Source organism: Herbaspirillum sp. SJZ107 (genome assembly GCF_006715485.1).
Lineage (GTDB): Bacteria > Pseudomonadota > Gammaproteobacteria > Burkholderiales > Burkholderiaceae_D > Telluria.
The window spans coordinates 705,405-729,407 of the sequence record NZ_VFNH01000002.1 but is presented as its reverse complement, the minus strand read 5'-3'; the positions used below and the strand labels follow the sequence as shown (position 1 = coordinate 729,407).

Genomic DNA, 24,003 nt, shown 5'->3' with positions numbered 1-24,003 from the left:
ACGCACTTGCCCACCCTACCCGAGACGCCTGATGAAAAAAACCGTGATCGCCCTGGCCGCCCTGTTCGCGGTGCTGGTCCTGACCGCCCCCACCGCGCCTGCCGCCGAGGCGGTGCCGCTGAAGTACGACATCTACGTGCGCGGCGCCTTCAACGGCTGGGGCACCGACGACCTGCTCGCCTACAAGGGCAAGGGCCTCTATGAAGCGGATGTGCTGGTCAGTCCGGGCAACCATGCCTTCAAGATCGGCAGCAAGGACTGGAGCGCGGAATGGGTCGCCGATCCGGCGGCCAGCGTGCGGGTCGACCTGGAACGCGCCTATCCGCTGGCGACCCAGCCCGGTCCCGAGGATTACCTGTTCACCCGGCAGACCGCCACCTTCCGCTTCCGCGTCGACGTCAGCAACCCGGCCAGGCCGGTGCTGAGCGTGACGCGGCTGCCGGCGCAGGCGCAGGCCCAGGCGCTCGATCCGCACAAGGATGCCGCCGCCACCCGCACCCTGGACTTTGCGACCTGGGACGGCAAACAGGAGCACGCACGCTTTTCCAGCCCCGATCCGGCGGCGCCGCTGCGCACCTACGTGCACTCGACCACGATGCAGCTGCGCGACCCCGGCCCGCAATTCGCCTCCTACCAGGAAGACCCCGCCCTGCCCCGGGTCCGCAGCGGCAACCTGGCCTTCGACGCCCTGTTCGCGCTGGCCGTGCACGAGATGCGCCAGGATTCGGTCAAGGAAATCCGCGACAGTAACTACAACGGCAACGCACCGATCCCCTGCGACTGCTTCGAGACCGGCGAGAAGTGGCATTACGTGTGGACGCGCGACCTGTCGTATGCCGCCGAGCTCGGCCTGGCGATGCTGGATCCGCAGCGCGTGCGCAATTCGCTCGAGTTCAAGCTGTCCGGCTGGCGCGACGGCGTCACCAGGGCGGCGCACGTTGCCGGGACGGCCGACGGCCTGCAGATCGTGCAGGACACCGGCAGCGGCGGCAGCTGGCCGGTCAGCACCGACCGCGTGACCTGGGCCTTCGCCGCCGAGGAAACGCTCAACAACCTGGCGCCCGCCGAGCGCCCGGCCTTCGCCGCCAGGGCCCTGCAGGCGCTGTCGAACACGATCGAGAACGACCGCCTCGCCGCCTTCGACCAGGCAGCCGGCCTGTACACCGGCGAGGAATCCTTCCTCGACTGGCGCGACCAGAGCTACGCGGCCTGGATCCCGAACGACCTGGCCTCGATGGCCAGCAGCGCCGCGCTGTCGACCAACGTCGCCCACTACAAGGCCTTGACGCTGGCTGCGCAACTGGCGCGCGAACAGGGCGACCCGGCGCGCGCCAAGCGCTACGGCGACTGGGCGGCCGCGCTCAAGCGCAGCATCAACACGCGCCTGTGGCTGCCCGACGAAGGCATGTACAGCAGCCTCACCGCCGCCCACTTCGACGGCGCGCCGCTGCACAAGTTCGACTGGCTGGGCCAGGCGCTGGCGATCGTCACCGGCGTCGCCGACGGCGAACGGGCACGCAGCATCCTGGCCCGCTATCCGCACGGCCCGATGGGCGCACCGGTGATCTGGCCGCAGCAGCAGGGCATGCCGGTCTACCACAACCGCGCCATGTGGCCGTTCGTGACCGCTTACGGCCTGCGCGCCGCGGCGCTGGGCCGCCACGCCGGCGTGGCCGATGCCGCCTACGATGCGCTGATCCGCGGCGCCGCGCTCAACCTGTCGAACATGGAGAACCTGGAGTGGCTGTCCGGCCAGCCGGTGCTGCTGGACGAAGCGCACCCCGAGCTGATCGGCCCCGTCATCAACTCGCGCCGCCAGCTGTGGTCGGTCGGCGGCTATATCGGCATGGTCGTACGCAACGTGTTCGGCGTGTCGGCCACGGCCGGCGGCATCCGGCTGCAGCCTTTCGTCACCACCCGGCTGCGCGCCGGCATGATCGGTGCGGACGGTGTCGCCACGCTGCGTAACCTGCGCCTGCGCGGCCATACGATCGACGTCACGCTGCATCTGTCGGCGGATGGAGGCAGCAATCATGCCCCGGGCATCTACACCGTCGAACAGATCCTGCTGAACGGCCAGCCGTCAGGACCGGACATCCGCTGGGACCAGCTGCGCGCCGAGAACACGATCGAGATCCGCTTCGGCAAGGCAGCCGCCGATGCGCAGCCGATGCGGCGCGTGCAGGCCGACCCCTACCGTGAAGATCCGGCCGTGTTCGGCCCGCGCGAGCCGCTTGTCAAGAGCATGACGCGCGACGCCGCCGGCCATCCCGTGCTGACGGTCGGCGGCCCGGGCGAAGCGGCCGGCGTCACCTACAACGTCTACCGCGACGGCAAGCCGGTCGCGCACGGGCTGGCGGCCGGCGCCTGGACCGACCGCGCCGCCCCTGCCAGTGCCTGCTACGCCGTCGAAGCGCAATTCGGTGCGAGCACCAACCGCAGCCACCACAGCCAGCCGCACTGCATCGGCACTGTGGTCGACATCGCGGCCACCGACGCCCGCGTCGCGGCAAGCGTCGCGCTGGCCGGCCCGAATGCCCGTTTCGCCGAAACCCACCTGGCCAACTGGGGCAAGCCGGACGACCACTTCACGGTGCGCGACGTGCGCGTGCCGCAGGACGGCGACTACGCCGTGCAGGTGCGCTACCACAACGGCGCCAACCAGGTGAACCTGGGGATCAGCGGCGGCGTGAAGTGGCTGACGGTGAAGGACGGCGCCGGCGCCATCGTGGCGCAGGGCGTGGTGCAGCTGCCGCACGCGCGCATCGACAAGGCGAATACGCCGACGGTGTTCTCGACGCCGCTGGCGGCGAAACTCGCTGCGCACGCCAGCTACCGCATCGAGATGAGCGACTTCTTCAACATGAGCTATTTGCAGAGCAACAGCAGCTTCAGCGCCGCCGGCGGCGTCGAGGGGCCGTCGAACCGCTTCGACATCTACGGCGTGCGGTTGCTGCGGGTGCGCTGATTATCGGGACACGGCGCGGACACGGGCGCGGAAACGGTGCGCGGCGTCAGCGCCTCGAGCGCCTGCGCAATGCGCGGCAGGCGCCCGTCATCCAGCCGCGGCGCCAGGTCGATGCTGTATAGATTGGTGCCGGCGTCGCCCGGCGCCAGGTGCGTGAAGCGCTCGAAGCGCATCCCCATCTTGCGCAGCAGGTAATTGGAAGCGATGTTGTTCGGCGAGGTGATCGCCAGCACGCGCCGCAGGCCGAGGCTGGGCGCGAACCCGAGCACTGCCACGCCGGCCTCGAAGGCGTAGCCCTGGCCGCGCCAGGCCGGCAGGAAGGCGTAGCCGATGTCGACGCCATCCAGGCTGTCGCGCTTGATCAGGCCGCACATCCCGATCGGCACATTACTATCGCGCAGTTCGGCCACGTACAGCGAGTGGCCGCGATCTTCCTGCATCGCGATCGGACCGGCCAGCAGGGCTTGCTGCGCATCGTCCAGCGTGCGCAGGCCGCGGTCGCCGATCTGCTCGACGAAGGCCGGGTCGTTCAGCAGCGCCAGGTAAAAGGCGGCGTCGCCGGGTTCGACGGTGCGCAGGTTCAGGCGCGCGGTGGCGAGGATATGCAAGGGGTCCTCAGTCTTCCTCGGGAAGCGCCCAGCGGGCCGGGTCTTCCAGCAGCTTGTACATCACGTAGGCGTCGACGTAGCCCAGGCGGCGGTGGCGGTAGGCCTTGGGCAGGGTGCCGACGATCGAGAAGCCCAGCCGCTTCCACAAGTGGAGCGCGCGGCTGTTGGTGCTGACCACGAAATTGAACTGCATCGCCAGGAAGCCCTGGCGCCGCGCCTCGCCGATACTGTGCTCGCCCAGAAGGTGGCCGATGCCGACGCCCTGCGCGTTCGGGCTGACCATGTAGGAGGCGTTCGCCACGTGGGCGCCGCGCCCGAGCTGGTTGGGCTGCAGCCGGTACATCCCGAGGATGCGCTCGCCACCCTTGACGGCCACCCAGGTGGCGACGCCCGGCGCGAACCAGTAGTCCAGGGCCTCTTCGCGGCTGGTCGTGCCGTCGTGAACATATGTTTCTCCCTCGGCGACATGCGACTGGAAGATCGTCCACATGGCGTTGAAATCGGCATCGGTCGCTGGACGAACACGGATATCTGTCACTTGCTGGGCCTGCTTAAAGTATCGAAAGCGCAAGAGTTTATCACCAGGATTTGGCTGCACGGCTAGCGAATCTGACAGGTTTGACGACTATATTTTTGTGCAATTACAAGAGGAAATAGATGCTGCATCCAGGCATGCTGGCGGCGGGAGCCGGCGCCCCGCTTGCTGTATGATCCGCTCCTTCAAAAGAAGGACATACATGCTCATCATCACCATCAAACAGGGCAAGGAAAAAAGCATCCTCGCCGGCGATCCCTGGATCTATCTCTCGGCCATCGACAAGGTCGACGGCAAGCCGCAGGAGCGCAACAAGCCGGGCGCCACCGCCATCGTGCAATCGTCGTCGCGGCAATTCCTGGCACGCGCCGCCTACAACGCCAGGTCGCAGATCGCCGCCCGCGTCTGGACCCTGCGCGAAGACGAGCCGGTCGACCATGCGCTGATCAAGCGCCGCGTGCAGGCCGCCGTGGAGCGCCGCGCCGGCGCGCTGCGCGCTGCCGATCCGCAGGCGCTGGTGCAGCTGGTCGACGGCGAAAAGGACGGCTTGCCGGGCCTGCTGGTGCACAGCCTCGGCGGCAGTAGCGGCTATCTGACCTGCCAGTTCAATGCCGCCGGCGTCGATGCATGGAAGGTGGCGATCGTGCAGGCCCTGCTGAAAGCCACCGGCTGCCCCAACGTCTACGAACGCTGCGACGAGCTGCTGCGCAAGGGCGAAGGCCTGCCGGTCATCTGGCGCGCGCTGGCCGGCGACGAGCCGCCGCAGCGCCTGACCGTGCGCGAAAACGGCCGCCTGGTGCCGATGGATATCCGCACCGGTTTCATTTACCCACGCTGAGCCGCCGCCCCTTCCTTGTTATTCAAGCCTCGCGCCCGAGCCGGAAATCCACCGTCTCCGGCCGACCCGGCAAACGCAGGCTGGCGCGCGCCCGCGGCGCCTCGCTGACCACCTGCCCGCGCCTTACCACCGCGCGCCGCGCCGCGCGCAGCCGGATCGCCTCGACCGGGCCGCCGGCATCCAGCAGCACCAGGTCGGCCTTGCAGCCCGGCGCAATGCCGTAGCCCTGCAGGCCGAGGATGTGCGCCGGGGTCTCGGTCACGGCCAGGAAGCACTGGTGCATCGCGGCCTGGCCGGTCATCTGCGCCACGTGCAGGCCCATGTGCGCGACTTCCAGCATGTCGCCCGAGCCCATGCCGTACCACGGGTCCATCACGCAGTCGTGGCCGAAGGCCACCGGCACGCCGGCGGCCAGCAGTTCCGGCACCCGGGTCATGCCGCGCCGCTTGGGGTAGGTGTCGTGGCGCCCCTGCAGCGTAATGTTAATCAGGGGATTCGCGATCGCCGCCACGCCGGACTCCGCGATCAGCGGCAGCAGCTTGCTCACGTAATAATTGTCCATCGAATGCATCGAGGTGAGGTGCGAACCGGTCACGCGTCCCTGCAGCCCGAGGCGCTGGGTTTCATAGGCCAGCGTCTCGATGTGGCGCGACAGCGGATCGTCGCTCTCGTCGCAATGCATGTCGACCATCAGGCCCTGCTCCGCCGCATATTCGCACAGCAGGCGCACCGACTCGGCACCCTGCGCCATCGTGCGCTCGAAGTGCGGGATGCCGCCGACCACGTCCACGCCCATCGCGATCGCGCGCTTCAGGTTGTCGAAGGCGGTCGGACTGCGCAGCAGGCCGTCCTGGGGAAAGGCTACCAGCTGCAGGTCGAGCCAAGGCGCGACGCGCCGTTTTACCTCGAGCAGCGCCTCGACCGCCAGCAGCCGGTCGTCGCAGACGTCGACGTGGGTACGGATCGCCAACAGCCCGCGCGCCACCGCCCAGTCGCAATACTGCAGTGCGCGTTCGATCAGCGCTTCCTGGGCCAGCTGCGGTTTCAGTTCGCCCCACAGGGCGATGCCCTCGAGCAAAGTGCCCGACTGGTTCACGCGCGGCAAGCCGTAGCTGAGCGTTGCATCCATGTGGAAATGGGCGTCGACAAAAGGTGCCGAGACCAGATCGCCGCCGGCGTCGATTTCGTGGGCCCCTTGCAACGGCAGGCTGGGACCGACCTCGACGATGGTGTCGCCGCGGATCGCGATGTCGATCTGCTTGCGGCCGTCGGCCAGGGTGGCGTTGCGAATGACGAGGTCCATTTGTTCTCCTTCGGCACAGGTAATGGGACCAGCTTATCACATCCAAAATTAATGCTGCGTTGCAATATTTCCTTGTAAAAACTACACAGAATTCCCTTTCCAACCCTGATGAACGGCTTTACACTAGGTCTATTGCAGTGCGTCATAACCTGAATGAACAAGGAATTTCCAATGACTTCACTCCCCGATCGCCTGTCCGTCGTGCGCCCCCAATGGGAAGCCCAGCTCGACGCCTTCCATGCGCTGACCACCCGCGCGCTCGACAGTGCCGAGCAGCTGTTTGTCCTCAATATCAAGACTTCGCGTGCTTCGGTGGAACAAGCCACCGGCACCCTGCGCCAGATGCTGCATGCCAGCGATCCGCGCGACCTGCTCGCCATCGGCAGCCAGGCCCAGGGCCAGTGGCAGCAGATGTTCTCCTATTCGCGCGAACTGCTGGGCATCGCCATGGGCGCGCGCGAGCGCAACTGGAGCACCATTCCGATGCCCGTGCCGGCGCCGATGCCGATCCAGCCGCCGGCGCTGCTGGCGGCCCCGGTCGCGCACGTCGTCGAACAGGCCGGCATCGCCATCGCCGATGCCACCACCGTGACGACCGAGATCGCGACCGCCGCGGCCGAGAGCAATGCGGCGCTGGCCGAGGACACGATGGGCGTGGGTGACCAGACCTCGCCGGCACCGGCAGAAGCGCCGGCCGCGCCGGTGGAAGCACCGACCGAACTCGGTGCCGAAAAGACCGGCGAAGCGCCGTCCGAAGTCCCGCCCGAGCCGGATGCCGCTCCCCTGCAGGCCAAGGCGCTCGACGAGGAAACCAGCGCCAACGTCGATGCCCTGGTCGACATCGTGATCGCCGACGAGGCGCCGCCGGCCAAGGCCAAGCCGCTGGTCGAAGCCCTGAACGACCTGGCCCCCAAGCCCGTGGGCGCCGAGCACCCGATCGCCTCGACCGTGCCGCTGGAAAACGGCAAGCACGTCGAACTGCCGCCGGTGGCGCCGCTCGACACCACGCCCCCGGTGCAGCTGAGCAACGGCCCGGCGCCGGAACGCCGCCGCGCGTCGCGCAAGAAATCGTGAGCACGGCGCCTGAACAGCGCGCCTGAGCACGGCGCGCGCTGTTCCGCTTGTGGGCGCCCCGCCTGCAAGGGCTGCTCAAAGGTAGTACATTAGCGGGCCTTGGCCCGCTTCCAACGATCCCTCAAAATCGCTGGCGGGCTTCGGCTTGCTTTCTTTTTTCAACGGGATAATCAATGGGTTTGGCTAGCCTGATCGGCGGCTTCGTGCGCCGGCATTGGCGTTCTTATGCGTCGTCGGCCGTGATGCTGTTCGGCGTATCGATATGCTCGGTGCTGGTGCCGCGCAAGGTCGGCGCGATGATCGACGGACTGGCGGCGCACCGCCTCGGCGGCCACGATCTCACCATCCAGTTGCTGGAACTGCTCGGCCTCGGCCTGGCGATCTACGGCCTGCGCGTGGCCTGGCGCCTGCGCTTGTATTCGGCTGCCTATCGCCTCGGCGTCGAGCTGCGCACGCGCCTGTATGCGCGGCTGTCGGCCCAGGGCCCGGCCTTCTACCAGCGCCAGCGCACCGGCGACCTGATGGCGCTGGCCACCAACGACATCGACGCCATCGAACAGGCATCCGGCGAAGCGATGCTGGCCGGTTTCGACGGCACGCTCACGCTGATCATGGTGCTGGGCATCATGCTGCTCGGCGTCGACTGGCGCCTGACCCTGATCGCGCTGCTGCCGTTCCCGCTGATGGGCGTGGCGTTCTGGCACATCTCGCGCCACATCCACACCGCCTCCGGCGACTCGCTCACGCGCTTCTCGAAGCTGAACGACCACGTGCAGGAATCCTTGAGCGGCGTGCGCACCCTGCGCGCGCTCGGCCTGGAACAGCGCAGCAGCAAGCAGTTTTCGGAACTGGCCGCCGCCGCCGCCGACGCCAGCCTCACCGCCCAGAAATGGGAAGCCGCCTACGAACCGGCGGTCGGCCTGACCCTCACCGCCGCCACCGGCCTGACGCTCGGCCTGGGCGGCTACCTGGTGTGGCAGGGCCAGCTCACCATCGGTCTGCTGACCAGCTTTACCATGTACCTGGGCCAGCTGATCTGGCCGATGTTCGCGGCCGGCTGGGTGCTGTCGCTGATCGAACGCGGACGCGCCGCGCTGGCGCGCCTGGAGCCGCTGCTCGACGCCCCGCTCACGGTCGACGACCACGGCACCGTCCAGCAGCTGGCGCGCGGGCCGCTGGTGCTGAAGGACGTCAGCTTCACCTACGGCGGCCAGGAAGGCTCGACTCCGCCGGCGCTGAACGACATCTCGCTGCGCCTGGAACCGGGCCAGACCCTGGGCCTGGTCGGCGCCACCGGCGCCGGCAAATCGACGCTGCTGCGGGTGCTGCTGCGCCAGGCCACGCCGCAGCGCGGCACGGTCACCTGGGGCGGCCATGCGCTCGACGTCTACACGCTGGCGACGCTGCGTTCGGGCCTGAGCTGGGTGCCGCAGGAATCCTTCCTGTTCTCGGCCTCGATCGCCGAGAACATCGCACTGGGCCGCCCCGGCGCCTCGCGCGAGGAGATCGAGGAGGCGGCGAAGATGGCGGCGATCCACGACGACATCCTGCGCTTCCCGTACGGCTACGACACCCCGGTCGGAGAAAAAGGCATCACGCTGTCAGGCGGCCAGCGCCAGCGCGTCGCGATCGCGCGTTCGCTGCTGGCCCGGAGCAGCCTGCTGCTGCTGGACGATGCGCTGTCCGCGGTCGACACCGGCACCGAGACCAGCATCCTCGAGCACTTCGACGAATTGCGCCGCACGCGCCCGGAACTGTCGGTGATCATCGCCAGCCACCGCCTGTCGGCCGTGGTCAAGGCCGACCTGACGGTGGTGCTGCGCGACGGCCGCATCGTCGAATCGGGCACCCACGAACAACTGCTGGCGCGCGACGGCTGGTATGCCAGCCAATGGCGCTATCAACAACTGGAGGCCAGTCTCGATGCAGTCTGACGCAGACAACGACAAGACCAAGGGCGCATCAAAGGACCAGGCCTTCCAGGCGCTCGGCCTGCTGCGGCGCGCCGCGGAACCCGACCGCGTCCACCTGAAATGGGCCACCGGCTGGCTGATCGTCGCCGCCGCCCTCGAGGTGCTCGGCCCCCTGCTCGGCAAGAAGCTGATCGACGAACACCTGCTGCCGCACCACCTCGACTGGACCCGCATGGCGCTGCTGCTGGCCGGGGTGCTGCTCACCGGCTGGGCCGCGTCCTGGCTGCGCTTCCTGCAGCTGGTGCGCCTGTCCGGCCTGGCGATGCGCTCGGTGCAGCGCCTGCGCGAATGGGTGTACGGCCACGTGCTGCGCCTGCCGATGGCCTTCTTCGACAAGGCCATCACCGGCCAGCTGGTCAGCCGCGTGACCAACGACACCGAGGCCGTCAAGACCCTGTACATCCAGGTGCTGTTCGTGATCCTCGACAGCAGCATCGTGCTGGTCGGGACTTCGATCGCGATGGCCTGGCTCGACTGGCGCCTGATGCTGATCGTGCTGGCGCTGGTGCCGGCGGTGCTCGGCATCGTCTGGCTGTACCAGAAGATGTCGGCGCCGGCGGTCACGCGCGCACGCGCGCTGCGCAGCGACATCAACGCCCAGATGGCGGAATCGATCGGCGGCATGAGCGTGCTGCAGGCGAACAATGCCCAGCACCGCTTCGGCGAGCGCTTCGCCGGCACCAACGAACAGCATTACACGGCGCGCGTGGCCGAGCTGCGCGCCAACGCCTTCCTGCTGCGCCCTGCGCTCGACTTCCTCAACGTGGTGCTGCTGGCGGTGGTGATCTTCAGCTTCGGCCAGCGCAGCCTGAACGGGGTCGAAGTCGGCGTGCTGTACGCCTTCATCAGCTACATCGCGCGCGTGGTCGAGCCGCTCATCCAGATCACGATGCAGTTCAGCGGCCTGCAGCAGGCGGTGGTCGCCACGGCGCGCGTGTCCGCCCTGCTCGACGAGACCGGGGCGCCGGAACACGGCCGCCGCCGGGCCAGCGCAGGGCGCAATGCCGACGGCGCCGCCGATGTGGACCCGAACGCGCCGGCGGTCCGCGTGCGCAACCTGAACTTCGCCTACATCGAAGGCCAGACCGTGCTGCACGATCTGTCGCTCGAGATCCCGCGCGGCGCCTTCTTCGGCATCGTCGGCCACACCGGCAGCGGCAAGTCGACGCTGCTGTCGCTGCTGCTGCGCTACTACCCGGCGACCCGCGGCAGCATCGAACTGTACGGCGAGCCGCTGGCGGCGATCGACAACGAACGCTTCCGCAGCGAAGTCGGCCTGGTGCCCCAGGACCCGTTCCTGCTGGCGGCGTCGGCGCGCGAGAACATCGACATGGGCCGCGGCCTGTCCAGCGAGGCGATCGAGGCGGCGGCGCGCGCGGCCCATGCCCACGGCTTCATCGCGGCGCTGGAGAATGGCTACGACACCCCGCTCGGCGAAGGCGGCTCGCGCCTGTCGTCCGGCCAGAAGCAGCTGATCGCGATTGCGCGCGCGCTGGCCGGCAAGCCGCGCGTGCTGCTGCTGGACGAGGCCACCTCGCGCATCGACAGCCAGACCGAGCAGATCGTGCAGCAGGCACTGACCGAATTGCGCGGCAAGGTGACCATCATCGCGATCGCGCACCGGCTGTCGACGATCCGCGATGCCGACCGCATCGTCGTGCTGAACCACGGCCGCATCAGCGAAGCCGGCAGCCATGACGAGCTGATGCACATTGAAGGCGGCCTCTACCAGCGACTCTACCTGTTGCAGCAATTGGCCGCCTGATCCCGCCTTTTAACGACACATTTGCACCATAACGGAGCAAATGTGTCTTGACATACCTTCATGGTATGTCTTTTTTTCGCATACGAGAGATAAAAAACGTCTTTCTGTTATGCAACAGGCCTATAATCCCAAGGTCGGTTCCAAGACCGGTCTCATCCATTCTTGGGACAGCCTATCTCCGGGGAGAGCTATCTTGGCAGGCCTGCATTGCGCATCGCAATATCGAAGCAGCCGCGCAGTCTTGCGTGCGCCGCTGCTATCGCTGTTGCTGGCGTGGGGTAGCGCTTTCGCCGCCGCGCCGGCACAGGTACCGGCCACCGCTGCCGCGGTCGCCTCGCCACTGCACAAGCAACTGGGCGAGATCCAGGAAATCACCCGTATCAACCCGCAGCGCGCGCTGCCGATGCTGGACAAGCTGGCTGCCGAACTCCCCACGGCCACGACCGGCGAACGCGCCAATTTCCTCAGCCTGTCCTGCATCGCCCAGTACCGCCTGGGCCACAACGAACGGGCGCTGCCCCTGTGCGAAGAGGCGCTGGCGCTGGGCCGCAGGCACAACGACGAGGATGCCATCGCACGTGCCCTGCTGGCCAAGGCCTATGCGCTGTTCGCAATGAACGAGATGGCGCAATCGCACCAGCTGGTATGGGAAGCCGAGAAGCTGGCCCTGGACAGCCAGGACCGCGAGCTGCGCATCCGCGCGATGGTCTCGTCCGGCGAGTCGTATGCCGAGGACGGCAACTTCCCGAGCGCCCTGAACCGGATCCAGGCGGCCGTCACCCAGGCACGCCAGAGCGGCGATCCATTGTCCATCGTGATCACGCTGAATTCGCTGGCCTATCTGTACAACCAGATGCGCGAACACGGCAAGGCCTTCGACGCGCTCGACGAAGCCTACCGCGCCGCCAGGACGCTGGATTCGCCGGCGCGCCTGGCGACGCTGAAGAACACCGAATATGGCGTGGCCATGGATTCCGGCCAGCTCCAGCGCGGCCTGAAGGTCATGCGCGAAGAACTCGCGCTGGCGCGCCAGATCGGCGCCGACCCGATGATCGGCACCGCGCTGGTCAACCTGTCGGATTGCCACCTGAAGCTGCGCAACCACCACGCCGCGCTGTCGTATGCCCAGCAGGCGCTGGAACATGCCCGCAAACGCAAGGACGAGCAACTGATCGCCGTCGCGCGCCTGAACATCGGCCAGGCCTATCTCGCCATGGGCCGCCTTACCGAAGGCAAGAAAAGCATCGAGGAAGGCATGGCCTGGTACGAGAAGTCCGGCCACAAGCCCGACCTGCAGATGATGCTGACCGAATACGGCGACGCGCTGGAACGCGCGGGCGACTACGCAGGCGCGGTGGGTGCCTACCACCGCGAGCGCGCGCTGTCGAACGAGCTGTTCGAGAAGCGCCGCCAGAAGGCGATGCTGGAGCTGCAGGAAAAGTACGAGGCCGACAAGCGCCAGCGCCAGATCGAACTGCTGCGCCAGGAAAACCAGGTCAAGTCGACCGAGATCGACAACCGCCGCCTGCAGCAGCGCGTCTGGTGGCTGCTGGCCACGGTCTTCGCGCTGGCGTCGGCGATCGTCTTCATGTTGTACCGCAAGGTACGCCAGGCCAACGCCCAGCTCGAAGAAAAGAACCAGGAACTGAAACAGCAGAGCGCACGCGATCCGCTGACCGGCCTGTACAACCGCCGCCACTTCCAGGAATACATGCGCGGCCACCAGGACACCGAACGCCGCGGCGCCGGCCTGAACCCGCAGGGCGACGACATGGTCAGCGCCCTGTTCCTGCTCGACGTCGACCACTTCAAGCACATCAACGACACCTACGGCCACGGCGCCGGCGACGCGGTGCTGCGCGAGATCGCCAGCGGCCTGCGCGAGATCCTGCGCGAGACCGACATGATCGTGCGCTGGGGCGGCGAGGAATTCCTGGCCTTCCTGCCGGCGGTGCCGCGCGGCGGCCTGGACGAAGTCGCGCTGCGCCTGCTGAGCGACATCCCGGCGCGCACCATCGACTACCAGGGCACGCAGTTGTCGGTGAACGTGTCGATCGGCTTCGCCCCCTTCCCGCTGACGCGCGGCGCGGCACTGTCGTGGGAGCGCGCCGTCAACATCGTCGACATGGCGCTGTACCTGGCCAAGGGCCACGGCCGCAACCGCGCCTACGGCGTGCGCGGCCTCAAGCGCCTCGACCCGGCGGCCCTGCTGGAAGTCGAACAGGACATCGAACGCGCCCGCCGCGCAGGACTCGTCGATCTCTCGGTCGTACAGGGCGGCATGCCGGTGTTGAGGGCAATGTCCTGAGCATGCCGGGATAAACCCGCCTTAATGCGCGGCCTGCTGGATCTTCTCGCCGGCCTGCTCCACCTTCTTCCCGACCGCCTCGGTCGCCTTGTCCAGGTTGCGGCTCGCCTGCGCCGTCGCTTCCTTGGCGTTCTCGCGCGCCTGGGCGGCAACGGCATCGGCCTTCTCGACCTGTTCCTGCACCTTGCCGGCGACTTTGGCGCCGGCGTCGTCGATGGCCCGGCCCGCCTTCTCGGCAGGACCGACGCCATCGGCCTGGGGTTTGCAGCCGGCCAGCACAAGAGCCGCCAGCAGCACCGCCGATGAGATCGTACGATTCATTTCAGCCTCCTTTTTGTTATCAATATTACACCTGGCAAGTCCATGCCGGCGGACGGCTGCGCAGTGATGCTCGGACTAGTCTTACGTGATTTTTGGCTGTGCCGACCTTGTATGCAGCACGGGTCGCTTGCTACCTTCATGTCGACGCAGGCCCACAATCACGAACAGGAGCAGACGACCATGTATGTCATGCCATTGCCATTCCTGCTGGGCACGCTGGCCAGCATCGCTTCGATTGCCCTGCTCGGCGGCGGCATCTATATCCTGTGGGCCTGGACTACCGGCGTCCTGATCGCCACCAGCTGGCTGGTGTCGGGCATCGCGATGCTCGTGTGGTCGGCGTTCGGACGCCAGATCGTGCTGGCCTTCTACCCGCGCGGCAAGGATGAGCCGCACGCCGAACGCGGCGCCGAGATCCGGACCATCACCGGCGCCAGCGGCAGCACCCTGCATCTCGAGTTCGATGGCCCGGCCGACAAGCCCGTCATCCTCCTCACCCATGGCTGGGCGCTCGACAGCACCGCCTGGTACTACGTACGCAAGGCGCTCGCCAGGGATTACCGGCTGGTGCTGTGGGACCTGCCCGGCCTCGGCCGCTCGAGCCAGCCCGCGGACAAGCAATATTCGGTGGAGAGACTGGCCGAAGACCTGCGCACCGTGATCGCGGAGACCGGCGAGCGGCCGGTCACCCTGGTCGGGCACAGCATCGGCGGCTTCATGATGCTGACGCTGGCCCGCAAGCATCCCGACCTGTTCAGGAACAAGGTGAACGGCATGGTGTTCATGGATACCACCCATACCTGGCCCCTGAAGACGGTGATGGCGGGCGGTTTGCTGCGGCTCCTGCGCTGGCCCGTCATCGAACCCTGCTGCTGCTCACCATCGTCCTGTCGCCGCTGATGCGCCTGATGAACCTGCAAAGCTACCTGAACGGCAGCAGCCATATCGTCAACCGCATCACGTCCCTGAGCCGTGGCGTTACCCGTGGCCAGCTCGACTTCGGCTCGCGTTTCAACGTCAAGGACACGCCCTCTGTGATTGCGAAAGGATTGCGCGCCGTGCTGCGCTGGGACGAGACGGCCACCCCGGCCACGCTCCCGGTGCCGGTCCGCGTGCTGGCCGGCGACGCCGACCGCATCACCAAGCCCGAAGCTGGGGTTGCCATCAGCAAGCTGGCGCCGCGCGCCGATTTCATCCTGATCCGCCCGGCCGGCCACAACGGGCTGCTGGAAGAAGGCGGCCAGTACGCCGCCGCCATCGCCCAGTTCGTGCAGGGCCTGGCCGGCGCCGCCGGCAGCGGCCGTGTCCAGCCGCTGCGCGGGACTGGCCAGCGCTAGCGGCTTACTTCACGTTGATGAAGGGGACCGCGCCGCCGCCGGCCACGGTCGGCAGCTTGCCGTCCCACTTCTCGATAGCCATGCGCTGGTTTTCCATCTCGCGCAGGCGGATCAGTTCCGGCGTCACCTGCTGGCGCTGCACCGCCAGCGACTCGGCTTCGGCGCGGGCCTGGGCCACGCGCTGCTTGGCTTCGACCTCGATGCGCTGGAGGTCGCGCTCGGCCTTCAGCTTCAGCTGCTCGGCCGTGGTCTTGGCTTCGATCGCGTCGTTGAACGAGCGCGAAAAATTGAAGTTCACGATCGAGAACTCGTCCACCATGATGCCGTGGCGCGCCAGGCGCTCGCGCAGCTGTGCCACGATCTGGTCGCGCACGTCGGTGCGCTTGGCGATCAGCTCTTCGGCGGTGAAGCGCGCGGTGACGGCCTTCACGGCTTCCTGCACGGCCGGGATGATGATGCGCTGGCCGGGCTCGTTGCCAAGATCGCGGAACACGGTCACGGCGCCTTCCGGCCTGACGTGGTAGTTCAGCGCCACCCGGGTGTGCACGGTCTGCAGGTCGCGCGAGGCGGCATCGCCGTCGCCCTCGCCCTTCTGGATCGACACGTTGACCAGGTTGAGCTTCTGCGCCAGCGGAATGCGGAAATGGATGCCTTCGCTGAGCACCTGGCTGCTCGGACTGCCGAAGGTCGTCATCACGCCCCGGTAGCCCGCCGGCACGGTGCCGAACGGCGCCAGTGCCCACAACACCATCAGCAGGACCAGACCGCCGATGAGCCTTACCAACAACATGCTTTTCATGTCGAATCCCTTTCGATCGGTTCTGCCGGCCAGGTAATGAACGGACAGATCGTCGTATAAATTGACGACAAGAAAAGTGTATAGCTTGATAATTCTCAGAGAAATATAAAATTTCCGGGCGTTGACTGCGGAAAAACCTGAACTGCGCACAGCCTGCCGCTCTGCTGCACGACGCGCTACCCACCTTGCGTGCGCCAGGCATGAAGCGATCCCCACCATAATTCAATATCTGTATGACATTGTCCAGTATTAATTCACGGGAGAAATAATGAAACGCACATCCGCAGTTGTCGCTCTCGCACTCGCCGGCATGGCCGGCAGCGCCGCTTGGGCCGCACCGGCCCAGCCCACCCTGGAACCGGTCGCACAGTTCGCGCATCAGGTGACCGGCGTCACCGTCAGCGAACGCGGCCGCATCTTCGTCAATTTTCCGCGCTGGACCGAGGATTCGCCGGTGTCGGTGGCCGAAGTCATGAAGGACGGTTCGATCAAGCCCTACCCGGATGCGCGCTGGAACGCCTGGCGCAATGCGAATGGCGACGAGACCTCGCCGGGCGACCACTGGGTCTGCGTGCAGAGCGTGGTGGCCGACGGCCGCGGCAACGTCTGGGTCCTCGACCCGGCGTCACCGGCGCATGAAGCGATCGTGCCCGGCGGGCCGAAGATGGTGCGCATCGACCTCGCCACCGACCGCGTGGCCCAGACGATCGCGTTCGACCAGTCGGTGGCGATCCCCGGTTCCTACCTGAACGACGTGCGCTTCTCCAGTGACGGCAAATTCGCCTTCATCACCGACTCCGGCGAGCGCGGCGCCCTGATCGTGGTCGAACTGGCCAGCGGCAAGGCAAAGCGCGTGCTCGACGGCCATCCGTCGACCCAGCCCGAAAAAGGCGTGGTCGTGCATTCGGACGGCAAGCCGGTGCGCTCGCCCGACGGCCGCAAGGTCCAGTTCGCCGCCGACAGCATCGCCCTGTCCGGCGACGGCTACCTGTACTGGAAGGCGCTGACCGGCAAGACGCTGTACCGGATCCAGGCCAGTGTGCTCGAATCGCGCGGTTTCCAGGGCCAGGACGTGGCGGGCGACGTCCAGTCCTACGGCCAGACCGGTCCGACGGACGGCTTCTGGATCGGCCACAAGAACGGCAAGCCGGGCAACCAGCTGTACGTCAGCCTGATTGAAAACAATGCGATCGGCGTGCGCGACCTGGCGCAGGGTGCATCCGGCAGTCCGCGCACGCTGGTCCAGGATGCCCGCCTGCGCTGGCCCGACACCTTCAGCCAGGGTCCGGACGGCAGCCTGTACGTGACCACCTCGCGCATCCAGGATTCGGCCTTCTACAAGAAGGATGCGCCGCCGGCCCTGCCGACCCAGCTGTGGCGCGTGAAGCTGGGCGACTGAGCGCAGCGCCGGCGCCGGCGCTTGCCGCCTCAGGCGAGCATCTTCAGCAGTGCGCCCGCGCCGGCAACCGCCAGCACCACGGCCAGGGGCGGGCTTTTCCAGATGACTAATAGAAGGAAGCCTGCCACCGCCACGGCGAAATCCTTCCCATCCAGCACGGCGCCGGTCCAGACCGGGTCATACAGGGCCGCGCCGAGAATGCCGACGACCGCGGCATTGGCGCCGCGCACCGCATGCTGCGCTTGCGGCCAGGCCCGGAACAGGCGCCAGAAAGGCAGGGCCGCATACACCAGCAGCAGTCCAGGCAGGAAGATCGCGACCAGCGCGACGACGGCCCCGGCTGCCGCTGCGCCGGTGCCGGCGCCGAGGCTGGCACCGAGGCTGGCACCGAGGTAGGCGGCGAAGGTAAACAAAGGACCGGGTACGGCTTGCGCCAGGCCATAGCCGGCCAGGAAGCGGTCGTCCGCCAGCCAGCCGGTCCCGACCACTTCCGCACGCAGCAGCGGCAGCACCACGTGGCCGCCGCCGAAGACCAGCGCACCCGCGCGATAAAAGGCGCCGAAGATCGACGTGGCGGACGCAGTGGCGGCCTGGGGCATGGCGACGGCCGCCAGCAGCAGGCCGCAGAACAGCGCCAGCGCCACGATGCTGCCCTTGTGCGCGCCCGGCGATCCGGACCGCGGCAGCGCGGCCGATACCTGGCCACGGCCCAGCCACATGCCGGCAAGGGCGCCGGTAACGATCGCCGCCACTTGCCCGAACGTGCCGCCTGCAAACACCACGATGGCGAGGGCCGCCAGCGCGATGCCGGCGCGCGGACCGTCGGGCGCCAGCGAGCGCGCCATGCCCCAGACCGCGTGGGCAACGACGGCGACGGCCACCAGTTTCAAGCCGTGGATGGCGGCCGCCGCCCATGGACCATTCAAGACAGCGGCGCCCAGGGCGCATCCAAACAGGATCAGCGCGGACGGCAAGGTAAAGCCGAGCCATGCGGCGCAGCCGCCTGCCAGGCTTTGCGCTCGCAACAAGCCCAGGCAGAATCCGACCTGGCTCGATGCCGGCCCCGGCAGGAATTGGCAGAGTGCGACCAGGTCCGCATAGTCGGCTTCGTCCAGCCAGCGGCGGCGCAGTACGAACTCGTTGCGGAAGTAGCCGAGGTGGGCGGCGGGGCCGCCGAATGCGCTCAACCCGAGTTTCAGGAAGATCGCGAAAATCGCCAGGGCGCTGTCTTTATGATGCGAACCGGGTATGGATCGAAGAGGTGGCGCGGACATCGTTTTCCGAAAAATTCAAGCTTCAGCGTTGTCTTGCCATCGATGGCGCATGCAGCGCCGCGATATTGCACGATCCCGGTCGTGAGAAACAGCGGTCGTCCGCCGCACGCAGTTCGGGGCCGAGCATGTATCCGAACGAGGCCTTCGCGGGCAGCTGTGGAATGCGGCGAACGATCCGTCCTTCGGGCACCGAGACTTCATACAGATTGAATGTTCCCATATTGTCGCAATTAGAATGCGGCAGCACCTCGGCCGCCACCATCACCCTGGTGCCGCTTGCGGACCAGGCGACGCCGGCGACGTTCGGCGTCTCCGGTTCAAAACACTTTGGATAACGGCGCCGGAAGTCGCGCCGGACAGCCGATGCGATATCGATCTTCTCCATCTTCCCAGCGCCGATGCGATACGCCGCCACCTCGTAGGTACCCACGGCCCCCCCATCGCTGTAATTGATGAAGAAAAGCGTCGAGTCCGAAGCCCAGGCGACTTCCGGACAGGGCCACGCCGCCGTGTCGATCGGGGTTTCCCGGCCGTTGCCATCGATGGCGAAAGTCGCCGTGTCACCGTCTGCAGTGAGGCGCAGTGCGATCTTTTGCCGGCGGTCAGGCGACCATACGGTGGCATCGGCTACCTCCGGGGACGATGTCTTACACAGGTTGCGGGCAGCGGCGGCAAAGACGCCGTTCCCGGCCGGGACATACCAGTCCTGGTTACCGGTGCCTGTCCCGGCATACGCATGCTGCGCCAGCGTCCAGGCCAGGACGCACGGCATCCATCGCTTCGGCATCGCCACCTCGAGAGGAAAGAAAGCGGTTGATTCAGGGCGTCACCGACGGCGCCCGCTTCAGGCAACGCAGGGTAAACGTCGAACGCGTATGCCGCACCCCCGGCAGTTTATACAGTTTCTGCCGCAGAAAACGCTCGTAGCCTTCGGTGCCCGCCACCGCCACCTTGATCAGGTAATCGTATTCGCCGGACAGAAGGTACGCCTCCATCACTTCCGGCAGCTCGGCCAGCGCATCCGAAAAAGCCTTGAAGATCTCGTCGTCGTGGCGGTCGACCGTGACTTCGATGATCACGGTGTCCGGCATACCCAGCGCGCGCTGGTCGAGCATCGCTGCGTAGCCGGTGATGTAGCCGCCCTCTTCCAGCGCGCGCACGCGGTGCCAGCACGGCGTCGGCGACAAGTTCACGGTCTCGGCCAGTTTCTGGTTGCTGATGCGGCCATCCTGGCTCAGCGTGCGCAGGATCTTGCGGTCGATTTCGTCGAGTTGCCCATCTTTCATGAAGCGTGTCCTTACGGGTTTTCGATGAATCATAAAAGGAATATCTTCATTTTACCTTTTCCAAAGATAAATCCTTGGAAAAAACCGCTGTTATCGGTATCGAACAAAAGCACATTCTATTCATACTGCCTTACCATTCTCGCGCGCGTTGATGCAACGCACAAAACACCCATGCGCCGAGCCACTTCCTTACCGGGAATGCGCTGTCGGCGCTTTGTTCACCCTCACCATCCATCGAGGAGTTTGCGTGTCCGAAGCCATTTCGCAGGGCAGTCTGGGCTACCGGGGCAATGCCTTTGCCGCCGAATTGCCGCTGATGTTCATTGCCCCCGCCCTGTTCGCCGCCAACCTGATCGTGGCGCGCTGGGCGCAAGGCGCCGGCATCGCACCGGTGTTCCTGGCCTTCGGGCGCTGGGCGCTGGCCTTCCTGATCCTGCTGCCGACCGTCGGCCCGCGCATGTACGCGCTGCGCCATACTTTGCTCGCCAACTGGCCGCGCATCCTGCTGCTGGCCAGCCTCGGCATGGGCGTGGCGGTGGCGCCGCAATACGTCGGCGCGCGCCATACCAGCGCTGCCAACATCGGCATCATCTTCGCCGCCTGCCCGGCGCTGGTCACCCTGATCGAGACCCTGGTGTGGCGCGTGCCGCTCGAGCGCAAGCAGGCCGGCGGCATGCTGCTGGCCATCTTCGGGGTGCTGATCGTGCTCTCCAAGGGCAACCCGGCCGCCCTCGGCCAGCTGGAATTCGGCCGCGGCGATCTGTGGGTGGTGCTGGCCGGCTGCGGCTGGTCGCTGTACACGGTATTCAACAAGCGCGTGCCGCTGCTGCCGCTACCGAGCACGGTCAAGCTGGCGTCGCTGATCGGCGGCGGCGCGCTGGTGCTGGCGCCGTTCGCCGCGCTGGAAACCCTGCACGGCAACGTCCCCGATTTCGGCGACAGCCGCTTGTACATCGCGCTGGGCTTCCTGGCCGTCGTGCCGAGCCTGGGCGCCTACTTCTGCTTCGACCGCCTGGTGTCCCTGGCCGGCCCGACGCGCGCCAGCATGAGCCTGTACCTGATTCCGCTGTTCGCGACGCTGGCCGCCTGGCCGCTGTTGAAAGAAGCGCCGCATCTGTACCACGTGGCCGGCTTTGCCGTGATCCTGGGCGGCGTCGCGCTGTCGAGCATGCGCCGCCGCGCCTGAGCACCGCGGCGCGCGCATCATTTTCCGTTCGCGGCGTCCCTGCCTCATGGCCGGGACGCCGTTTTTTTATCCGCAAGCTGTTGTATCCTTCACAGAATTTCATTTGCGAAGGTTCAACATGCCCCTCAACGTCCAGCCGCTGCGCACGCTCGTCATTGCCGCCGCCCTTGGCGCAGCTGTCCCCATGATGTCCGTGCAGGCCGCGGCGCCGACCGCCGCCCAGGCGCAGGCCGCCGCGCAGCAGGTCGACCGCATCGCCGCGCGCTTCTACGACCTGCGCGCCAAGTACGACCCGATGCTGTACGCGACCGCCAACGGCGACAGCCGCTACGACGACCAGCTCGGCATGGCGATCGCACCGACGGTGCGCGCACGCTACCTGGCCGACAACCATGCGCTGCTGCGCCAGCTGCAGACGATCGATGCGTCGCGCCTGGCACCCAAGGGACGCCTGAACTACGACATCCTCGCCTTTGAAATCGGCAGCCAGCTCGACCTCGAGAAATTCCCCGAGCACCTGCTGCCGCTGAACCATTTCGACAACATGCCGAGCAACCTGGCGAACTACGCCGGCGGCACCGGCTCGCAGCCGCTCGAGACGCCAGCCCAGTACCGCGCCTACCTGAGCCGCCTCGAGCAGTTGCCGGCCTGGATCGACCAGGCCATCGCCAACATGAAGGAAGGCATCCGCGTGGGCGTGGTGCAGCCGAAGATCGTCACCGAGCGCATGCTGCCGCAGTTCCGCCAGCTGAGGAGCGCCAAGGCCGACGCCAGCGTGTTCTATTCGCCGGTGGCGCGCATGCCGGCCAGCTTCTCGGACGCCGACAAGCGTACCCTGGCGGCCGGCTACCGCCAGGCTGCGGAAAAGATCGATGCCGCGCTCGGCCGCCTGGTCGGCTTCCTCGAGACCGACTACCTGAAAGCGGGCCGCACGACCGCCGGCTATGGCGCCCTGCCGGACGGCGCCGCCTGGTACCAGGCGCGCATCCGCAACAACACCAACCTGAACCTGACCCCGGCCGCCATCCACGCGCTCGGCCTGAAGGAAGTCGCGCGCATCCGCCAGCAGATGGCGGCGCTGGCGCCGCAGCTGGGCTACCAGGGGCCGCTCGAGCGCTTCCCGCACTGGGTCGAGGAGCAGGCGAAGTTCAAGCCGTTCAAGACCGACCAGGAAGTGCTGGCGCGCTACCGCGAGATCTACGCCACGGTCGAGGGCAAGCTGCCGGCCTATTTCTCGCTGTTGCCGAAGGCCAGGCTGAGCATCCAGCTCGAACCCGAACTGACGCGCGCCACCGCCTCCGACCACTACACCCCGGTCGCGGCCGACGGTTCGCATCCGGGCGTGTTCTGGGCCGTGGTCAACGATCCGAAGCAGTACAGCACCGTCGGCATGTCGACGCTGCTGCTGCACGAAGGCGTGCCGGGCCACCACCTGCACGCGGCGCTGCTGAAGGAACTGCCGCTGCCGGACTTCCGCAAGTTCTTCACCGAGCACCCGAGCGCCGCCGCCTACGGCGAAGGCTGGGCACTGTACTGCGAAACCCTGGGCCGCGACTTCGGACTGTACGAAGATCCGGCCGCCTACTTCGGCCACCTGAACGACGAACTGCTGCGCGGCGTGCGCCTGGTGGTCGACACCGGCATGCACGCCCAGGGCTGGTCGCGCGAAAAGGCGATCGCGTACGCGGTCGAGAACCTGGGCTACGGCGAGGCCGAGGCGGCCAACCAGATCGAGCGCTACATGGTGTGGCCGGGCCAGGCGCTGGCCTACAAGATCGGCGCGCTGAAGATTCTCGAACTGCGGGCCAAGGCGCAGAAGGCACTGGGAGCAAAGTTCAGCTTCCCGGCTTTCCATGCGGTGGTGCTGGGGGACGGGACCTTGCCGTTGCCGATTCTGGAGGCGCAGGTGAACCGGTGGATTGCGGCGACGAAGTGAGTGGTGAATGCTGAGCGGTGAGTGACTACGCTCGTTGAACTCTAGCCATCTACAGTAGCACGTCGCCCCTGCGGAGGCAGGGGCGACGTGCGTGGCTAACGAATCCTGCCAAGCCCACAGGGCATCACACCCCGTCCGCCCGCCGTCCCACACCCACCTCCCCCTGCTCCGGCGGCACCGCCAGCGGATGCTTCTCGCGCGCCGCCGCCTCGTCGATGCGCGCCTTCAGCTCGCGCGTCTTGCCATCCTCCCCCCAGCGCCGGATGAAACCCTGCAGGCGTGCGCGTGCCTTCTCGGCGCTGCCGGCATCCAGCGCGGCGTCGGCGGCAGTGCTGGCTTCGAGCCAGGCCTTGTTGCGCAGGCGCCGTCTGGTGCAGATCGCGGACTGCTCGTTGAGCGTCTTCTGCAGCTGCTCCAGTTGCGCCGGGGTGGCGCGGCTGCGGCCCAGCGAGATCAGCTCGGCCTGCGCTTCGTTACTCTTGCACTCCTTTGCGAGTGCCACGGCGTGGTCGATCTGGCGCTCGATCTTCTTCGGCGACGGCCTGGCCAGCAGCCACACGCCCGCCAGGATGGCCAGCGCCAGGATCCACCAGCGCAGCTGCACCGGCCGGCGCTGCGGCGGACGCGCCGGGATCGGCGGACGCGGCACTTCCTGGTGCGGCGGGGCGGCGCCAGGCGCGTTGCTGCCGCCCGCCGATGCCGAGCGCCCGAAATCGGTCGCACTGGGCGGGACGCCGGGGCCGCGCACATTGGCGGTGACGCCCTTGCGGGGCGTTGCCGGATTGGGCTGCGCCGGTGGCGCCGGTGGCTCTGGTGGCGGTGGTGGAGGTGGCACGGGTACGTCGGACAGCGGCATATCCAGCCCGCCGGACATGGCGGCCGCCGCGGCTGCCCCGGCATTGGCGGCAACGGCCGCGGCGACGTCCGGACGGCGCGCATGCACGTCCGCCTCCGCGCCCGTGCCTGTGCCCGCGCGCGCGGCCGCCTGCCCCTGCGCGGTACCGCACCAGGGGCAGAAGTTCACCGGGCGCGGCATCGGCCGGGCGCAGGCCGGATTGATACAGCGGTAGATCACATCTTCTTGCACGTCACT

Annotated in this window: 20 protein-coding genes; 11 read left to right on the top strand and 9 right to left on the bottom strand. The window is 67.3% G+C overall.

What is annotated here, in order from left to right:
- Positions 1-31: 31 nt before the first annotated feature.
- The gene (locus FBX97_RS12905) at positions 32-2,968 is read left to right on the top strand and encodes an esterase (RefSeq protein WP_141832193.1); all 2,937 of its coding nucleotides are present in this window, start codon (positions 32-34) and stop codon (positions 2,966-2,968) included.
- Here the strand turns inward: FBX97_RS12905 and FBX97_RS12900 are convergent.
- Together FBX97_RS12900 and FBX97_RS12895 are read right to left on the bottom strand one after the other, a co-directional pair.
- On the bottom strand, positions 2,938-3,576 hold the full coding sequence (locus FBX97_RS12900) for a GNAT family N-acetyltransferase (protein WP_141832191.1): 639 nt from the start codon (positions 3,574-3,576) through the stop codon (positions 2,938-2,940). The two genes, FBX97_RS12905 and FBX97_RS12900, sit on opposite strands and share 31 nt — an antisense overlap.
- 7 nt (positions 3,577-3,583) lie before the next feature.
- Entirely contained in the window at positions 3,584-4,114 is a 531-nt protein-coding gene (locus tag FBX97_RS12895; RefSeq protein WP_141832189.1) for a GNAT family N-acetyltransferase, read from the bottom strand.
- Between the two features lie 199 nt (positions 4,115-4,313).
- On the opposite strand from FBX97_RS12895, the gene FBX97_RS12890 reads away from it, so the two are divergent.
- A complete protein-coding gene (locus tag FBX97_RS12890) occupies positions 4,314-4,949 on the top strand; it encodes an SAM-dependent methyltransferase (RefSeq protein WP_141832187.1) in 636 nt (211 codons plus the stop codon).
- Between the two features lie 22 nt (positions 4,950-4,971).
- Here FBX97_RS12890 and FBX97_RS12885 read toward each other — a convergent pair whose 3' ends face one another.
- Positions 4,972-6,252, bottom strand: coding sequence for an amidohydrolase family protein (locus FBX97_RS12885; protein ID WP_141832185.1), 1,281 nt, complete (start codon positions 6,250-6,252; stop codon positions 4,972-4,974).
- 171 nt (positions 6,253-6,423) lie between these two features.
- Here FBX97_RS12885 and FBX97_RS12880 point away from each other — a divergent pair, with 171 nt between their 5' ends.
- From FBX97_RS12880 to FBX97_RS12865, 4 genes are all read left to right on the top strand, one after another.
- Positions 6,424-7,326 carry a phasin family protein gene (locus tag FBX97_RS12880; protein WP_185748574.1) on the top strand — a complete coding sequence of 301 codons (903 nt, stop codon included), beginning with the start codon at positions 6,424-6,426 and terminating at the stop codon, positions 7,324-7,326.
- A 173-nt stretch (positions 7,327-7,499) separates the two neighbouring features.
- Positions 7,500-9,260: an ABC transporter ATP-binding protein gene (locus FBX97_RS12875; RefSeq protein ID WP_141832181.1), complete on the top strand. Its 1,761-nt coding sequence runs from the start codon at positions 7,500-7,502 to the stop codon at positions 9,258-9,260.
- A complete protein-coding gene (locus FBX97_RS12870) occupies positions 9,250-11,064 on the top strand; it encodes an ABC transporter ATP-binding protein (RefSeq protein WP_141832179.1) in 1,815 nt (604 codons plus the stop codon). Before FBX97_RS12875 ends, FBX97_RS12870 begins: the two co-directional genes overlap by 11 nt.
- Before the next feature lie 241 nt (positions 11,065-11,305).
- On the top strand, positions 11,306-13,372 hold the full coding sequence (locus FBX97_RS12865; RefSeq protein WP_255517450.1) for a tetratricopeptide repeat-containing diguanylate cyclase: 2,067 nt from the start codon (positions 11,306-11,308) through the stop codon (positions 13,370-13,372).
- 21 nt (positions 13,373-13,393) lie between these two features.
- Here the strand turns inward: FBX97_RS12865 and FBX97_RS12860 are convergent, their stop codons facing one another.
- Positions 13,394-13,693: a hypothetical protein gene (locus FBX97_RS12860; RefSeq protein WP_141832175.1), complete on the bottom strand. Its 300-nt coding sequence runs from the start codon at positions 13,691-13,693 to the stop codon at positions 13,394-13,396.
- Between the two features lie 189 nt (positions 13,694-13,882).
- Here FBX97_RS12860 and FBX97_RS12855 point away from each other — a divergent pair, with 189 nt between their 5' ends.
- Together FBX97_RS12855 and FBX97_RS12850 are read left to right on the top strand one after the other, a co-directional pair.
- Positions 13,883-14,593, top strand: a complete 711-nt coding sequence (locus tag FBX97_RS12855) for an alpha/beta fold hydrolase (protein WP_185748573.1) — start codon at positions 13,883-13,885, stop codon at positions 14,591-14,593.
- Between the two features lie 8 nt (positions 14,594-14,601).
- Entirely contained in the window at positions 14,602-15,030 is a 429-nt protein-coding gene (locus tag FBX97_RS12850) for an alpha/beta fold hydrolase (protein ID WP_141832171.1), read from the top strand.
- Between the two features lie 4 nt (positions 15,031-15,034).
- Here FBX97_RS12850 and FBX97_RS12845 read toward each other — a convergent pair whose 3' ends face one another.
- Positions 15,035-15,829 carry a prohibitin family protein gene (locus FBX97_RS12845; protein ID WP_221631800.1) on the bottom strand — a complete coding sequence of 265 codons (795 nt, stop codon included), beginning with the start codon at positions 15,827-15,829 and terminating at the stop codon, positions 15,035-15,037.
- 268 nt (positions 15,830-16,097) lie between these two features.
- On the opposite strand from FBX97_RS12845, the gene FBX97_RS12840 reads away from it, so the two are divergent.
- Positions 16,098-17,228, top strand: a complete 1,131-nt coding sequence (locus FBX97_RS12840) for an L-dopachrome tautomerase-related protein (RefSeq protein ID WP_141832169.1) — start codon at positions 16,098-16,100, stop codon at positions 17,226-17,228.
- A 29-nt stretch (positions 17,229-17,257) separates the two neighbouring features.
- Here FBX97_RS12840 and chrA read toward each other — a convergent pair whose 3' ends face one another.
- The 3 genes from chrA to FBX97_RS12825 are packed head-to-tail and all read right to left on the bottom strand — an operon-like array spanning position 17,258 to position 19,788.
- Complete coding sequence (gene chrA / locus FBX97_RS12835) at positions 17,258-18,502, bottom strand: chromate efflux transporter (RefSeq protein ID WP_141832167.1); 1,245 nt, start codon at positions 18,500-18,502, stop codon at positions 17,258-17,260.
- A gap of 22 nt (positions 18,503-18,524) precedes the next feature.
- Positions 18,525-19,289, bottom strand: a complete 765-nt coding sequence (locus FBX97_RS12830) for a hypothetical protein (RefSeq protein WP_141832165.1) — start codon at positions 19,287-19,289, stop codon at positions 18,525-18,527.
- 31 nt (positions 19,290-19,320) lie between these two features.
- Positions 19,321-19,788 (bottom strand): Lrp/AsnC family transcriptional regulator, encoded by a 468-nt coding sequence (locus FBX97_RS12825; RefSeq protein ID WP_141832163.1) that lies wholly within the window; start codon positions 19,786-19,788, stop codon positions 19,321-19,323.
- 247 nt (positions 19,789-20,035) lie between these two features.
- Here FBX97_RS12825 and FBX97_RS12820 point away from each other — a divergent pair, with 247 nt between their 5' ends.
- Both FBX97_RS12820 and FBX97_RS12815 read left to right on the top strand, forming a co-directional pair.
- Positions 20,036-20,974, top strand: a complete 939-nt coding sequence (locus FBX97_RS12820; RefSeq protein ID WP_255517449.1) for a DMT family transporter — start codon at positions 20,036-20,038, stop codon at positions 20,972-20,974.
- Between the two features lie 118 nt (positions 20,975-21,092).
- A complete protein-coding gene (locus FBX97_RS12815; protein WP_141832161.1) occupies positions 21,093-22,910 on the top strand; it encodes a DUF885 family protein in 1,818 nt (605 codons plus the stop codon).
- A gap of 124 nt (positions 22,911-23,034) precedes the next feature.
- Here FBX97_RS12815 and FBX97_RS12810 read toward each other — a convergent pair whose 3' ends face one another.
- Positions 23,035-23,997 (bottom strand): hypothetical protein, encoded by a 963-nt coding sequence (locus FBX97_RS12810; protein ID WP_141832159.1) that lies wholly within the window; start codon positions 23,995-23,997, stop codon positions 23,035-23,037.
- Positions 23,998-24,003: the final 6 nt, after the last annotated feature.

Coding starts and splice junctions, on each gene's coding strand:
- FBX97_RS12870 (WP_141832179.1), top strand. CDS start 9,250: ATGCAGTCTGACGCAGACAACGACAAGACCAAGGGCGCATCAAAGGAC.
- FBX97_RS12845 (WP_221631800.1), bottom strand. CDS start 15,829: ATGAAAAGCATGTTGTTGGTAAGGCTCATCGGCGGTCTGGTCCTGCTG.
- FBX97_RS12815 (WP_141832161.1), top strand. CDS start 21,093: ATGCCCCTCAACGTCCAGCCGCTGCGCACGCTCGTCATTGCCGCCGCC.
- chrA (WP_141832167.1), bottom strand. CDS start 18,502: ATGTCCGCGCCACCTCTTCGATCCATACCCGGTTCGCATCATAAAGAC.
- FBX97_RS12850 (WP_141832171.1), top strand. CDS start 14,602: ATGAACCTGCAAAGCTACCTGAACGGCAGCAGCCATATCGTCAACCGC.
- FBX97_RS12860 (WP_141832175.1), bottom strand. CDS start 13,693: ATGAATCGTACGATCTCATCGGCGGTGCTGCTGGCGGCTCTTGTGCTG.
- FBX97_RS12905 (WP_141832193.1), top strand. CDS start 32: ATGAAAAAAACCGTGATCGCCCTGGCCGCCCTGTTCGCGGTGCTGGTC.
- FBX97_RS12855 (WP_185748573.1), top strand. CDS start 13,883: ATGCCATTGCCATTCCTGCTGGGCACGCTGGCCAGCATCGCTTCGATT.
- FBX97_RS12875 (WP_141832181.1), top strand. CDS start 7,500: ATGGGTTTGGCTAGCCTGATCGGCGGCTTCGTGCGCCGGCATTGGCGT.
- FBX97_RS12825 (WP_141832163.1), bottom strand. CDS start 19,788: ATGAAAGATGGGCAACTCGACGAAATCGACCGCAAGATCCTGCGCACG.
- FBX97_RS12830 (WP_141832165.1), bottom strand. CDS start 19,289: ATGCCGAAGCGATGGATGCCGTGCGTCCTGGCCTGGACGCTGGCGCAG.
- FBX97_RS12880 (WP_185748574.1), top strand. CDS start 6,424: ATGACTTCACTCCCCGATCGCCTGTCCGTCGTGCGCCCCCAATGGGAA.
- FBX97_RS12885 (WP_141832185.1), bottom strand. CDS start 6,252: ATGGACCTCGTCATTCGCAACGCCACCCTGGCCGACGGCCGCAAGCAG.
- FBX97_RS12840 (WP_141832169.1), top strand. CDS start 16,098: ATGAAACGCACATCCGCAGTTGTCGCTCTCGCACTCGCCGGCATGGCC.
- FBX97_RS12890 (WP_141832187.1), top strand. CDS start 4,314: ATGCTCATCATCACCATCAAACAGGGCAAGGAAAAAAGCATCCTCGCC.